Source organism: Thomasclavelia saccharogumia DSM 17460, from assembly GCF_000686665.1.
GTDB classification, from domain to species: Bacteria; Bacillota_I; Bacilli_A; order Erysipelotrichales; family Coprobacillaceae; genus Thomasclavelia; species Thomasclavelia saccharogumia.
In genome coordinates this window covers 47,146-60,131 of sequence record NZ_JMLH01000001.1, presented here as the reverse complement: position 1 = coordinate 60,131, position 12,986 = coordinate 47,146, and the positions used below count along the sequence as shown (strand labels likewise).

The following is a 12,986-nucleotide window of genomic DNA, read 5'->3' as shown; positions in this document are numbered from 1 at the left end:
CAGTATAACTGATACAAATTTACTACTTTTATTTGTTTCTATTCCAAACGATAAAATGATTATTGATTATATCTCTTTTATCATCTTTTTTCGTTTTATACTAAAAAAGACAAAACTTCCATGTTATACTTGTTTCACCATAAAACCAATAAAAAAGGAGTTTCATCACGGATAGTATAACAACGATTTTAAATAATATAAATATTTTTTCTAAATCTCTTTTTAAATTCTCTCAATTCTTTCAACCTTTACTTATTCCTAAGCATTTTCCCTCTGATATTGCTTATCTTTTAAACTCTGATGATTTTTTATTTCATCTTGATCAAGCTTCTTTTCATATTAACTGGTTAAATGATTGCTTCTTTCATCATATCTCTAAAATTCTTTATAAAGAAATTCCCTGTTAAAAAAACTAAAGATATTGATAAAACTATACCCTATTATATATATGTATAAATGTGACATATTTTTGTGTATAAAAATTACGGTTTGTAAAGATTATTTTAAATTGCAGCATAACAAAAACGAAAGTTTTAAAGCAATTAAAAAGTAAACACATCACATAAAATTACTTCCTATATAGAATACAGATATTAAAAGTCTCTTGTTTCAAAGAGATTTTTCTTGTTTTATAGAGTTTTTGGCAAAGTTTAAAAAAATAAATTTTAATAAGAAAAATCCCTGGAAATTTATCAGGGATTTTATTAATTTATAAGTTATCCAGTATATTAAGAATTGTTTTCCTTTTACTTGGAAACATGTGACTATAAACTCGTTTTGTTATTTCTTTAGAATGTTCTAACCTTTCTGTAATTGTAAAACTATCAATCCCATTATTTATGAGTAAACTAACATGGCTGTAACTAAATCTATGTAAAGTTAATCTTGTTTTATATTTGGAATTACATATTTTTTCATCTGATATAGCGTATTAACATATGATTTTTTTATTTTTAAACAGTATCTTTTTTTAGCTTTGCAAATCCTACAAATGATAAGATCATTTGTACAATAACAAACATAAAATATGGAATAAATAAAACCATTGCGACTGCATATAAAATTGCACCAGCAAGAGCAAATCTACGTTTCTTCATAAATAGACCTAACCCATTAAATATTGTTACTAAAACTGTACAGATCATGTGAGGTGTAACTAATGCAGTAGCAATAGCTGCACCAGCTTGTTCAGTACCTTCTGAGCCACCAATTGCACCACCAAAATATGCTATTACATATATTGAATAGATTACCCCTAGTACAAATGAAACCAAAAGGCATTTGTTTAAATTCTTCATAAAATTATTTCTCTCTTCTTTTTTATATAAACATTATGAAGTGTGTTTACCATATATATCAGAATTGATAATAAAGATATCTTTCTTTTTCAGAATAGCATCTATAGTATTTTATGTAATGTTATTTTAGAATGTTTTGTAAAAGAATCTAAACAGTACAAAGGCAATAAAAGTAATATCATATTTTAATTAAGTGTAATGAAGTAGTAAAAAATTTTTAACAAAGCATTAGATTTTAATAAAAAAACTCTAGGGAATACAAATATAGAGTATTTAAATCATTAAATATAAATTGTTTTAGAATGATAGGATGCATAAAATTAAAATATAATGATAATTATTTATTATCATATTGTTAACTAAATTAAATAGAATTATGTATAATATGCATAATGAAGGAAGGTGGCATGATGATTTTAGATTATCCAAAAGTATATATAAAAGATAAATTTGTAGGGCATGGTGGTAATCAAGACTGGTTTTTAGATTCTTGGGCAAGAAAAGCGGGATGTGCTAGTGTCAGTGCTACAGATATTTTTCTTTATTATACAAAAAAGGATCATAGATTTGATAAAGATATCTATCTTGATCATATGACTGAGATGTTTAAATTAATGGAGCCTCAAAAAAAAAGGTTTTCCATATGTATATTTATATGCACGTAGATTAAGCAAATTATTAGATAATTGTAAATATTACATATTGAGAAAACCAAATGTTGAAATAGCTGTGAAGGTAGTAAAGGAAAGTATAGATAGTGCAAATCCGTTAGGATTATTAATTTTAACACATCGAAGACGTCAGATTCGTGATGATTTGTGGCATTGGGTAACGATTGTCGGTTACGAGGAAACTGGAGAAGGACTTGATATTGTCTTTCTTGATTGTGGGGAAATAAAAAGAATTCCAGCTAGAATAGTGTTTGAAAAAAATTGTTTTAATGTTGTTAAAATGGTGAGATTTTGGTATGTTAAATAATTTTATAGAAAAATATTGTTTTAAAAGAAAAGATGATGTAAATTATTGATCAATAATTTACATCATCTTTATTAATTATAAATAAAATTTTTATGTACTATAGATTGTAATTTTAATATCAATTGTAATATCAAGTTTATTTAGAGTGTCTAAAATATTACGGCGCTCTTTTTTGATATGATAATAGTGTGGGGTCATTTTAAGAAGATTTAAAGCATCTTCACGATTATCGATCTTTACTTGATGAATTAAATCATAGCTTTCAACTTTTTTAAAATCTAAACGAATGTATTTATCGCTTTTTACTTTTATTTCATCATATATTAAATGCTTGATTTCAATTAAATGATTAGGATTTGCAGTGACATGAATTATATATCCCCCAGGTTTTAAAGCTCTTTTTAATTCATTTTGATTAACGACTGTAAATAATGCAGTAATAAAATCTAAAGAATGATCAACAATGGGTAAATTTTTACTATTGCCAACTAGCCAGTATATATCTTTAGTATACTTAGTTGCCATATTAATAGCCTCTTTAGAAATATCTAGGCCATAAATATTATCATCATTAAAAAATTTTTTTAAACCAGTAGTATAATATCCTTCACCACATCCTAAATCTAAAATATTTAATTTACTATCGTTACGATATTTTTTTATACAATCAATAACATTATTTAAAATAATATCATAATATCCTTTAGTTAGATATGCTTTTCTAGCTATAAGACTCTCTTTACTATCACCAGGGTTGTTCGTAGCTTTATCGGGATTTAATAACAAATTCAAATATTTGTTTTTTGCGATATCGTAACAATGACCAGAATCACATTTATAAGAGTTTCCAATTTGAACAATTGGTTTATGACATTTCGGACATGCTAATTTATGCATAATTTCACCTCGATGTCATTATACCATAAATATAAACTATGGTATAATAATATCTTGAAGGAGAGATAATAATGAGTTGGTTTGTGTTAGTGGAAATGACTTTAGTAGGAGTTATGGCATTTTATTTGGCTTACCATGTACAAAATATTTTTACTAGGGTTAAATATCGAAATGTTATTACAGCTGCTATTATCATAGGTTTTATTATTTTGAGCTTAGATGATTTGATATATTTTGGTTTTTTGGTCAATGCTTGTATTTGTCTGGTTATTTTTGATGTTATTAGGTTTATTTTATATATAACTAAATTTAATCAATATATTAAATTTAGTTATCGTTATGGAATTATTATTGTTTTAGTAATAAGCTTGATTTTAAGTTTTTATGGTATGTATAATGCTAAAAATACGATTATTACAACATATGATATCGAGATAAATAAAAACTTTAATGATAAAACTTTAATGATTGTTTCCGATATTCATTTAGGTACTATTGTTTCTAAAACTGATTTAACTAAAATTTCTAATCATGCAAATGCAATTGATCCTGAAGGTATTATTTTATTAGGAGATATCTTTGATGAAAATACAACTTCGGACGAAGTAACATATGCGATGAAAATATTTGAATCACTGGCAGCAAAATATCCAGTTTATTTTATTGAGGGTAATCATGAAATTGGTTTTAAGGGAAGAACACCTTTAAAAGAGTTTGATATAGTAAATAGATTGCAAGAAAGCGGAGTTATTGTTTTATTAGATGAAGCAGTAAGTTTAGATGATATTTATTTGATTGGTAGAAAAGATTATGTAGTAAAAAACAGAAAAGAGTTAGAAGAAATAACTAATAATTTAGATGATAACAAACCATTGATATTATTAGATCATCAACCAAGAGATTATAAGCATAATGCAGAATTAGGAATTGATTTACAATTATCTGGTCATACACATGCAGGTCAGATTTTTCCTTTAAATTATTTTTATGAATTAATTAAAGTAAATGAGATGAATTATGGAATAAAAAAAGATGGTGATTTTTGTGCTGTCGTAACATCTGGTATGGGAGGCTGGGGATATAATATGCGAACTGCCAACCATAGTGAGATAGTTGTTGTTAATTTAAAAAGCAGGAGATAATTATAATGGAAGTAAAGATAGATGTAGCAAAGTGTGAAGATGCCAAAAGGCTATTAGAAATATATGCACCATATGTATTAAATACGGCAATTACATTTGAGTATGATGTACCTAGTATTGCAGAATTTAAACAGCGGATAAACAATACTTTAAATAAATATCCATATTTAGTTGCTAAAGTAAATGATAAGATCGTAGGATATGCTTATACATCAGAATTAAAAAAACGAGCAGCATATGATTGGGCGGTAGAAACTTCGATTTATATAGATAATAATTATCGGAATTTAGGAATTGGTAGAATTCTATATCATGAACTAGAAAAAATATCTAAAAGACAAAATATTTTGAATATGAATGCTTGTATTGCGATTCCTGATGAAGGTAGTGTAGTGTTTCATCAGCGGTTAGGATATTATCAAATAGCCCATTTTCATCAGTGTGGGTATAAATTGGATAAATGGTATGATATGATTTGGATGGAAAAAATGTTAGGCGAGCATAAAGCAAAGCCTGCAAAATTTATTCCTTTTTCAAAACTGGAATATTATTTTGATTAGCTGTATAATGTTTTAGGAGGCGTATAAAATGGGTTTGTTTAATAGAAAGAAAAAAGTTGATTTAGATGAAGTATTTAAAGAAAAATATAAAGAGATCAATCAGATCGTTACAAACGGACAAAATGAACTTGATTTAGAAATTCAAATCTCATTATTTACATTGGCTTATGAAAAATATAATGATTTATTAAAGTTGATTGATCAGGGTGTAGATTATGATCGTAAGCATTTTGAAGCATTACAACTTGATTTAAAAAAACAAATTGATTTATTGAAAGGTTTAGAGAATGAAAATTAAAGCATATCATAAAGATTTTGATTATACATATACATTAGGAGTATTTGAAACAATTGAGTTATTACAAAATAAACCAGATTTAGTATTAAGGGTGTATATAAAAAGTAATTCATCGAAAAATAAAGGAATTGCGATAATTAATGAATTATGTAAGAAAAATAAAATTGATTTAATTGAAAGTGATAATACGATAAATAAACTTTCTAAAAAAGAAAACTGTTTTGCAGTTGCAATTATAAAAAAATATACATTAAGTTTAGATGATACTAATCATGTGGTTTTAGTAAATCCTAGTGATATGGGAAACATGGGAACGATCATTCGAACGATGCTAGGTTTTAATTATGTTAATTTAGCGATCATTCGACCTGGTGTAGATGTATTTGATCCCCGAGTTATCCGAGCGTCGATGGGAGCAATATTTAACATTAATTTTGAATATTTTGATAGTTTTGATGAATATATAGAAAAATATCCGCAACGCAATATATATCCGTTAATGTTAAAGGGGGCTAAAAATATTCACTTAATTGAACCTGATCAGCAAAGTCATTCATTGGTGTTTGGAAATGAAAGCAGTGGTTTACCAGATGAATTTCTTGATTATGGTCAAAGTATCTTTATACCTCATAGTGAAAAAATTGATTCTTTAAATTTATCGATGGCTTTAGGAATTACGTTATGTCATTTTTCTAAAGATATATTTAAATCTAAGGAAGTTTTAAGATAAATTAGGCTTAAAAGAATAATTAATAAAATAAAGTAATTGCTTACAATGGATAAAAATGAATAAAATAGGTAAAAATCTAAGTGTTACTATAGAAATTTTTTTTAAATAATAGTATTATATAGGAGTAAAAAGAAAAGGAGAAATATTATGGGATTAGTATCAGCAACAGAAATGTTAAATAAAGCAAAAGAAGGACATTATGCAGTTGGTCAATTTAACATTAATAATTTAGAATGGACAAAATCTATTCTTTTAACTGCAGAAGAATTGAAAGCACCAGTAATCTTAGGTGTATCAGAAGGTGCTGCAAAATATATGACAGGATTTAAAACTGTTTCAGCAATGGTAGCAGCAATGGTTGATTCTTTAGGAATTACTGTACCTGTAGCTTTACACTTAGATCATGGTAGCTATGATGGAGCTAAAGCTGCATTAGAAGCAGGATTCTCTTCAATTATGTTTGATGGGTCTCATTATTCTATTGATGAAAACATTGAAAAAACAAAAGAAATGGTTGAGTTATGCCATGCTAAAGGTGTCTCTGTTGAAGCAGAAGTAGGATCTATCGGTGGAGAAGAAGATGGTGTAATTGGAAAAGGTGAAGTTGCCGATCCAAAAGAATGTAAAATGATTGCTGACTTAGGAGTTGATTTCTTAGCAGCAGGAATTGGAAATATTCATGGTAAATATCCTGAAAACTGGGCTGGATTAGATTTTGATGCATTAGATGCAATTCAACAAGAAACTGGAAAATTACCTTTAGTATTACATGGTGGAACAGGAATTCCTGAAGAAATGATTAAAAAAGCAATTACTTTAGGTGTTTCTAAAATCAATGTAAATACTGAATGTCAATTATATTTCCAAGAAGCAACAAGAAAATATATCGAAGCAGGAAAAGATTTAGAAGGTAAAGGTTTTGACCCTCGTAAATTATTAGCACCAGGTGCTGAAGCTATTAAAGAATGTGTTAAAGAAAAAATGGAAATCTTTGGATGCATTGGTAAAGCTTAATTTATACTAAAATTTATTTAAAGAATCCCGCTTAGAGGGATTCTTTTATTATCTGGTAATAAATGTTTGAAATTTTTATTTTTTGTAGAAATAAAAATATACGAAAATTGTCAAAAAATTCTAATCGTTTAAAAATACAAATTTTGGTTGTTTTTAACAATAAATTAATATATAGTAGTTACGTAGATAAAATTATAAGGAGGACTAAAATGAGTGAAGTAATTGCTATTGAAGGTGGACATAAATTGAATGGAACGGTAGTGGTGAGTGGAGCCAAAAATGCAACAGTAGCCCTAATTCCAGCAATAGTCTTAGCAGATAGTCCTGTAACTGTATATGGAGTACCAAATATTTCTGATGTTGATGCATTAGGGGTATTATTAAGAGAACTGAACTGTAAAGTTGAAAAAAATGACGATGTATTAGTAGTAGATCCTACTAATTTAGAAAATAGACCATTAGTTAGCGAGGCAGTAGATAAATTAAGAGCATCATATTATTTGATGGGAGCATTATTAGGAAAGTGTAATAAAGTTACGATGAAAATGCCAGGAGGCTGTTTTTTAGGACCACGTCCAATCGATCTGCATATCAAAGGCTTTGAAGCATTAGGAGCAACTGTTGCATATAGCAGCGATGGAACATATACGATAGAAGCTAAAGAGCTGATAGGAAATAAAATATATTTAGATTTTGCATCAGTAGGAGCAACGATAAACATCTTGCTTGCAGCTGTAAAAGCAAAAGGTAAAACAACGATCGAAAATGCAGCTAAAGAACCAGAAATAATCGATGTAGTGAACCTGTTGACAAAAATGGGAGCAAAGATAAGAGGTGCGGGAACAGATACCATAATAATCGAGGGAGTAGATAAATTAAGCGGATGTAATCATGAAATAATACCAGATCGAATAGAAGCAGGGACATTTTTAGTAATAGCAGCGGCAGCAGGAGAAAAAGTAATCGTACAAAATGTAATACCGCAGCACTTAGAAGCAGTGACATCAAAACTAAAAGAAATAGGAGTCAGAATGGATATCGTAGGAGATAGTATAATAGTGCATGGCGGGAAAGAGAATCTAAGAGCGGTGGATATCCGGACGCAGGTATATCCTGGATTTGCCACAGATCTACAGCAGCCATTGACAGCATTATTGACGCAATGTCAGGGAAGTTCACAGGTAGTAGAGACGATATATCCAGAACGTTTTGGACATTGTTATCAATTAAATGCGATGGGAGCAAAGATAGATCAGGAAGAAGCGATGTGTTATATAAATGGGCCAACTCCATTGCATGGAGCAAGGGTATATGCAACAGATCTAAGATGTGGTGCGGCCTTGATAGTTGCAGCGTTAATGGCAGATGGAGTTACTGAGATTGGAAATGTGTATCATATTGATAGAGGCTATGAAAACATTGATCATAAACTAGTTTCTTTAGGAGCTGTTATTACAAGACGCTATGTTGAAGATTAAAAAGAATAATTTATTAAAGTATTTTATGTAGGTTTAGTGATTTGAAATATTTTGTAAATATACTTGAAATAATGATTTATTAATGTTATTATACATTAGAAACTTACTTTGTAGCAGTAAGGCTATAAGGCGGAAGGAGATATAATTTATGAAAAAAGGAATTCATCCAAATTACAAAAAAGTAAAAGTCGTTTGTACATCATGTGGGAACGAATTTGAAAGTGGATCAGTTTTAGATGAAGTACGTGTAGATACTTGTTCAAACTGTCATCCATTCTATACTGGTAAACAAAGATTTGCTAGTGCTGATGGACGTGTTGATAAATTTAATAAAAAATACGGGTTTAAATAATTTATTACAATTAGGGGGCAGATGTCCCTTTTTTGTTTTTATAAAAATAATTTATGTTATAATAAGTTATAAGAAAGGATGAGTTAATGGAATTTCATATTTTAGCTAGTGGTTCTAAAGGTAATAGTACATTTATATACGATGATGGTATTGGAATTTTAATAGATTGTGGGATTACTAGAAAGCAATTATTATTTAAATTAAGTAAACTTGGTTTTCAAGAAAAAAATATTAATTTTGTTCTTTTGACCCATGATCATTATGACCATAATAAAAATATTAGTATTTTTGATCAAAGTATTTGTTTTTGTGGCAAAGGTTGTATAAAAGGGATTGATAAAAGTCATGAAATAATTCCTTATAAAGCATTTAAGTTAGCCCATTATGAAATCATGCCCTTAAGTATTTCACATGATGCCACTAGTCCGCTAGCATTTGTGATAAAAGGGAAGACGGAAAGTATTTTATATATGACTGATACAGGATATGTATCACAGAAAAATCGGCAGTATTTAAAAAATTTAAATTATTATATTATTGAAAGTAACCATGATGTTGAAATGTTGATGGCAACTAATCGACCATACTTTTTAAAAAGAAGAATTCAAGGAGATACTGGGCATTTAGATAATATATATAGTGCTAGATTGATGGCAGAAATAATTGGTGACAAGACTAAAGAGATAGTTCTAGCCCATTTAAGTGAAGAGGCTAATAGTGAAGAAAAAGCTTTGGAGACATATAAAAATATATTTGATGAAAATAATATAAATTTTGATAATATTAAGGTAGCAAGTCAAGTTAATGTTATAAGTGGAGGAAATTATGAAGATTAGAATTATTTGTGTGGGTAAGTTAAAAGAGAAATATTTAAATGCTGGTGTTGAAGAATATTTAAAAAGACTACAAGGATATTGTAAGGTTGAAGTTTATGAAGTTGCTGATGAAAGTATTCCTGATAATTGTTCCTTAGCTAATGAAATAATCATAAAATCTAAAGAAGGACGAAAGATTCTTGATAAAATTAAACAGGATGATTATGTTATTTTATTAGATGTAGCAGGAAAAGAGCTTGATTCTATAGAAATGGCTAAACAGATAGAAGGGTGTATGTTATCTGGTAAAAGTACGATAGATTTTGTAATTGGGGGGTCCTTAGGACATGGTCAAGAGTTGATTGATCGAGCTAATTTAAGATTGAGTTTTTCTAAGATGACATTTCCACATCAGTTAATGCGATTGATTTTGGTTGAACAAATTTATCGCAGTTTTAAGATTATAAAAAACGAAACTTATCATAAATAAAATGTTTTAATTATAATGTGATATAAAAATACGGTAATAATTTTTACTGTATTTTTTCATTAATTTATATATGAACATTTTCAAAATGATTTTTTAGACCATTATAATAAAATAATATTGATATATTGGTTATATATTTGTACCAAAACTTCTAGAGAAAATCTTGCAAAAACAATAAAAATTAGTGTGATTTTAAAATTATTATTAATAGCAGTTAAAGATTTTTACTGATAAAACTATTGGTAATATTATAAAATTGTTGAAAAATAATGCAGTTATATTATGGTAAATAAAATTTCTATAGAATAGTGGATGTTTTTTCATATTTATTTGAAAATGTAGAAATAAAGTTATCAAAATGACACGCTTTTTTAAGAATGACTTTATTTAAAGTGATGGAAAATCGTGATATAATAAAATTGCTGATAAATCTAGATTTTTGGATGAATAATCTAGACATTATAAAGGAACAATATGGTAATATTATTGTTGCTTTGTTTGAAAATAAAAGTTTTAATATAGCATATGTATGAAAAAGTATTTATAAATAGCCTGTTGTTTGTTAAAATAACGATTATAAAGATAAATATTATGAGGAGGATGAAGATGGAGGTTGCTTTAATTATAGCGATGTTTGTTTGTACTGCATTAGCTCTTAATTTTATGGTTAATGGTCGACATAAATTATCAGGAACTTTTGAAATCATAAATCTATGTTTAATTGTAGCAACTGCGTATCAATTTAAACTGGTTGATTCAATTATCGTAGTACTGGTTATATTTGCGATACTTATTATTGTGGGTTTGATTTTTAATAAAAAGAGAAAAGATAAAAAAAAGGCAAATGAAGTTATTGAGGCTAGAATAGTTGATAAAGGAGAAAAGTAATGAATATTGTAAAAATTGTTATTGAAATGGAAGATGGGGGAGTAATGAAAGGAGAACTTTATCCTGAAATTGCACCAATTACGGTAGAAAATTTTTTGAATTTAATTGATCAGGATTTTTTTGCAGGCTTGATTTTTCATCGTGTTATTCCTGGTTTTATGATTCAAGGTGGTGGTTATGATAAAGATTTTAATCATCATGAAGCTAAAAGCATTAAAGGTGAATTTAGTAGTAATGGGGTAAAAAATGATTTATTACATACACGAGGAATATTATCAATGGCGCGGACAATGATACCAGATTCTGCTTCTTCACAGTTTTTTATCATGCATGAAGACGCGCCACATTTAGATGGTCAATATGCAGCGTTTGGGAAAATTACAGAAGGCTTAGAAGTTGTTGATAAAATTGCTAATGCACCACGAAATTTGCAAGATTGTCCTAATACGCCAATCGTAATCAAGACAATTAGAAGAGAATAGAAAAATGAGAATGTTTATTTTGAAAAATTGTCCTCATTGTAGAAGAGCTTTAGATTGGATCAGGGAATTGAAAGATGAGAATCCTGAGTATCGTAAGATTGAAATTGAATTAGTTGATGAGCAGATTGATAGTCAATTAGCTGACCAATATGATTATTATTATGTTCCTGCTTTATATGATGGCAATGTTAAGTTACATGAGGGTGTTGCTACAAAAGCAGGAATAAAAAGTATTTTTGATCAATATTTAAAAAACAGCAGTTAAAGCGCCAAGATAAATGTTTTCTAAGGCGCTTTTATAATTGAGAGGACAAAGTCATGTTTTTAATAAACTTGTTGATTTTTTGTAGTATTTTGTGATAATAGTAATATAATATGAGGGTGGGGATGATATAGTGAAAAAATATGATATAAAAAAAGAATATCCACAGTTATATCGGGCAATGACAAAAAAAATAAGTAGTTTAGTAGTACCAAAGTTAAAGTATATAGCAATAGATGGTATTGGTAATCCAACTGTTCCTGAATTTAGAAATAAATCAAAACTCTTGTTTTTAATAAATAAGTCTTTAAAAGAATATTATCAAAAACAAGAGATTAGTTTTAGCGGGGCTAAATTAGAGGGACTTTGGGATACTTATGATAATAGTCATTTTGATGTAACAAGAAAAAAAATGATTAAATATACTTTAATGATGTTACAGCCGCCAATATTGACAGAAGAAATATTAGAAGAAATTAAAATGGAACTTTTATTGAAAACTGGTGATTATTTTACATTAGATGTTTATTTGAAAGAATTTGAAGAAGGTGAGTGTATTCAAATGCTGCATATAGGCCCTTATAATACAGAAATAAATTCAACTAAACAAATTATGGAATATATTACAGTTGCTAATTTGAAATTGAGTGGTTTACATCACGAAATATATTTAAATAAACCTGAACGCGTAGCTCCAGAGAATTTGAAAACAATAGTACGATATCCAGTAGAGGAGGACTTGATTTAGAGTGAAAATAATGTTTATATCCGATATACATGGTTCTTATACATATGCAAAAAAAGCACTAGAAATGTATGAATTAGAAAATGCTGATAAATTAGTGATTTTAGGTGATATTTTATATCATGGACCACGAAATGATCTGCCAGATGGATATGCGCCTAAAAAAGTAATTAAATTATTAAATGATTACAAAAATAAAATTATTGCAGTAAGAGGTAATTGTGATGCTGAGGTTGATCAGATGGTTCTGGAATTTCCAATTAGAGCTGATTATGCGACTATAGATGTTGATAATCATCACTTTTTTTTAACTCATGGCCATTTATTTGATGAAAACAATCTTCCTAATTTAAATCCTGGAGATATTTTTGTTTATGGACATATCCATAGACAAGTGGCTAAATATCAAAATGGAATATATATAATTAATCCATCATCAATTTCTTTACCTAAAGAAGGTAATAATAGTTATGGGATTTATGAAAATAATGAATTTTTAATAAAAGAATTTAGTGGTCAAGTTGTTAAGACTGTTAAATTTGATTAAAATAACTAAA

18 protein-coding genes are annotated in these 12,986 nt (G+C 28.1%); 16 read left to right on the top strand and 2 right to left on the bottom strand.

Features of this window, described 5'->3' with window-relative positions; all coding sequences use genetic code 11:
- Positions 1 to 953: 953 nt before the first annotated feature.
- Positions 954 to 1,298, bottom strand: a complete 345-nt coding sequence (locus BR82_RS0100305; protein WP_027088499.1) for a hypothetical protein — start codon at positions 1,296 to 1,298, stop codon at positions 954 to 956.
- A gap of 410 nt (positions 1,299 to 1,708) precedes the next feature.
- Here BR82_RS0100305 and BR82_RS17545 point away from each other — a divergent pair, with 410 nt between their 5' ends.
- On the top strand, positions 1,709 to 1,963 hold the full coding sequence (locus tag BR82_RS17545; RefSeq protein ID WP_240474471.1) for a hypothetical protein: 255 nt from the start codon (positions 1,709 to 1,711) through the stop codon (positions 1,961 to 1,963).
- 64 nt (positions 1,964 to 2,027) lie between these two features.
- A complete protein-coding gene (locus BR82_RS17540) occupies positions 2,028 to 2,276 on the top strand; it encodes a hypothetical protein (RefSeq protein ID WP_240474470.1) in 249 nt (82 codons plus the stop codon).
- 90 nt (positions 2,277 to 2,366) lie between these two features.
- On the opposite strand, the gene BR82_RS0100295 is transcribed toward BR82_RS17540, so the two are convergent.
- On the bottom strand, positions 2,367 to 3,173 hold the full coding sequence (locus tag BR82_RS0100295) for a methyltransferase domain-containing protein (RefSeq protein ID WP_027088498.1): 807 nt from the start codon (positions 3,171 to 3,173) through the stop codon (positions 2,367 to 2,369).
- 71 nt (positions 3,174 to 3,244) lie between these two features.
- Between BR82_RS0100295 and BR82_RS0100290 the strand changes: the two genes are divergently transcribed.
- The 14 genes from BR82_RS0100290 to yfcE all read left to right on the top strand — a co-directional run bounded on the left by BR82_RS0100290 (position 3,245) and on the right by yfcE (position 12,976).
- Positions 3,245 to 4,315, top strand: coding sequence for a metallophosphoesterase (locus BR82_RS0100290; RefSeq protein ID WP_027088497.1), 1,071 nt, complete (start codon positions 3,245 to 3,247; stop codon positions 4,313 to 4,315).
- Between the two features lie 5 nt (positions 4,316 to 4,320).
- Complete coding sequence (locus BR82_RS0100285; RefSeq protein WP_027088496.1) at positions 4,321 to 4,875, top strand: GNAT family N-acetyltransferase; 555 nt, start codon at positions 4,321 to 4,323, stop codon at positions 4,873 to 4,875.
- 28 nt (positions 4,876 to 4,903) lie between these two features.
- Complete coding sequence (locus BR82_RS0100280) at positions 4,904 to 5,173, top strand: hypothetical protein (protein ID WP_024722148.1); 270 nt, start codon at positions 4,904 to 4,906, stop codon at positions 5,171 to 5,173.
- Positions 5,163 to 5,903: a TrmH family RNA methyltransferase gene (locus tag BR82_RS0100275; RefSeq protein ID WP_027088495.1), complete on the top strand. Its 741-nt coding sequence runs from the start codon at positions 5,163 to 5,165 to the stop codon at positions 5,901 to 5,903. The genes BR82_RS0100280 and BR82_RS0100275 overlap by 11 nt, the downstream gene beginning before the upstream one ends.
- A 147-nt stretch (positions 5,904 to 6,050) precedes the next feature.
- A complete protein-coding gene (fba, locus tag BR82_RS0100270; protein WP_027088494.1) occupies positions 6,051 to 6,917 on the top strand; it encodes a class II fructose-1,6-bisphosphate aldolase in 867 nt (288 codons plus the stop codon).
- A gap of 209 nt (positions 6,918 to 7,126) precedes the next feature.
- Entirely contained in the window at positions 7,127 to 8,395 is a 1,269-nt protein-coding gene (locus BR82_RS0100265) for a UDP-N-acetylglucosamine 1-carboxyvinyltransferase (protein ID WP_027088493.1), read from the top strand.
- 148 nt (positions 8,396 to 8,543) lie between these two features.
- A complete protein-coding gene (rpmE, locus tag BR82_RS0100260) occupies positions 8,544 to 8,747 on the top strand; it encodes a 50S ribosomal protein L31 (protein ID WP_024722144.1) in 204 nt (67 codons plus the stop codon).
- A gap of 86 nt (positions 8,748 to 8,833) precedes the next feature.
- Positions 8,834 to 9,583: an MBL fold metallo-hydrolase gene (locus BR82_RS0100255; RefSeq protein ID WP_027088492.1), complete on the top strand. Its 750-nt coding sequence runs from the start codon at positions 8,834 to 8,836 to the stop codon at positions 9,581 to 9,583.
- Entirely contained in the window at positions 9,573 to 10,052 is a 480-nt protein-coding gene (rlmH, locus tag BR82_RS0100250; RefSeq protein ID WP_027088491.1) for a 23S rRNA (pseudouridine(1915)-N(3))-methyltransferase RlmH, read from the top strand. Before BR82_RS0100255 ends, rlmH begins: the two co-directional genes overlap by 11 nt.
- A 606-nt stretch (positions 10,053 to 10,658) precedes the next feature.
- Complete coding sequence (locus BR82_RS0100245) at positions 10,659 to 10,940, top strand: hypothetical protein (protein WP_027088490.1); 282 nt, start codon at positions 10,659 to 10,661, stop codon at positions 10,938 to 10,940.
- A complete protein-coding gene (locus BR82_RS0100240) occupies positions 10,940 to 11,422 on the top strand; it encodes a peptidylprolyl isomerase (protein WP_027088489.1) in 483 nt (160 codons plus the stop codon). The genes BR82_RS0100245 and BR82_RS0100240 overlap by 1 nt, the downstream gene beginning before the upstream one ends.
- 4 nt (positions 11,423 to 11,426) lie before the next feature.
- The gene (locus BR82_RS0100235; protein ID WP_027088488.1) at positions 11,427 to 11,687 is read left to right on the top strand and encodes a thioredoxin domain-containing protein; all 261 of its coding nucleotides are present in this window, start codon (positions 11,427 to 11,429) and stop codon (positions 11,685 to 11,687) included.
- Positions 11,688 to 11,817: 130 nt separating this feature from the next.
- On the top strand, positions 11,818 to 12,432 hold the full coding sequence (locus BR82_RS0100230) for a GyrI-like domain-containing protein (protein ID WP_027088487.1): 615 nt from the start codon (positions 11,818 to 11,820) through the stop codon (positions 12,430 to 12,432).
- Between the two features lies 1 nt (position 12,433).
- A complete protein-coding gene (gene yfcE, locus BR82_RS0100225) occupies positions 12,434 to 12,976 on the top strand; it encodes a phosphodiesterase (protein WP_027088486.1) in 543 nt (180 codons plus the stop codon).
- Positions 12,977 to 12,986 lie beyond the last annotated feature (10 nt).

What these genes read in the sequence shown, in the direction of transcription:
- BR82_RS0100305 (WP_027088499.1), bottom strand. Translation starts at nt 1,298, where the DNA reads ATGAAGAATTTAAACAAATGCCTTTTGGTTTCATTTGTACTAGGGGTA.
- BR82_RS17545 (WP_240474471.1), top strand. Translation starts at nt 1,709, where the DNA reads ATGATTTTAGATTATCCAAAAGTATATATAAAAGATAAATTTGTAGGG.
- BR82_RS0100295 (WP_027088498.1), bottom strand. Translation starts at nt 3,173, where the DNA reads ATGCATAAATTAGCATGTCCGAAATGTCATAAACCAATTGTTCAAATT.
- BR82_RS0100290 (WP_027088497.1), top strand. Translation starts at nt 3,245, where the DNA reads ATGAGTTGGTTTGTGTTAGTGGAAATGACTTTAGTAGGAGTTATGGCA.
- BR82_RS0100285 (WP_027088496.1), top strand. Translation starts at nt 4,321, where the DNA reads ATGGAAGTAAAGATAGATGTAGCAAAGTGTGAAGATGCCAAAAGGCTA.
- BR82_RS0100280 (WP_024722148.1), top strand. Translation starts at nt 4,904, where the DNA reads ATGGGTTTGTTTAATAGAAAGAAAAAAGTTGATTTAGATGAAGTATTT.
- BR82_RS0100275 (WP_027088495.1), top strand. Translation starts at nt 5,163, where the DNA reads ATGAAAATTAAAGCATATCATAAAGATTTTGATTATACATATACATTA.
- fba (WP_027088494.1), top strand. Translation starts at nt 6,051, where the DNA reads ATGGGATTAGTATCAGCAACAGAAATGTTAAATAAAGCAAAAGAAGGA.
- BR82_RS0100265 (WP_027088493.1), top strand. Translation starts at nt 7,127, where the DNA reads ATGAGTGAAGTAATTGCTATTGAAGGTGGACATAAATTGAATGGAACG.
- rpmE (WP_024722144.1), top strand. Translation starts at nt 8,544, where the DNA reads ATGAAAAAAGGAATTCATCCAAATTACAAAAAAGTAAAAGTCGTTTGT.
- BR82_RS0100255 (WP_027088492.1), top strand. Translation starts at nt 8,834, where the DNA reads ATGGAATTTCATATTTTAGCTAGTGGTTCTAAAGGTAATAGTACATTT.
- rlmH (WP_027088491.1), top strand. Translation starts at nt 9,573, where the DNA reads ATGAAGATTAGAATTATTTGTGTGGGTAAGTTAAAAGAGAAATATTTA.
- BR82_RS0100245 (WP_027088490.1), top strand. Translation starts at nt 10,659, where the DNA reads ATGGAGGTTGCTTTAATTATAGCGATGTTTGTTTGTACTGCATTAGCT.
- BR82_RS0100240 (WP_027088489.1), top strand. Translation starts at nt 10,940, where the DNA reads ATGAATATTGTAAAAATTGTTATTGAAATGGAAGATGGGGGAGTAATG.
- BR82_RS0100235 (WP_027088488.1), top strand. Translation starts at nt 11,427, where the DNA reads ATGAGAATGTTTATTTTGAAAAATTGTCCTCATTGTAGAAGAGCTTTA.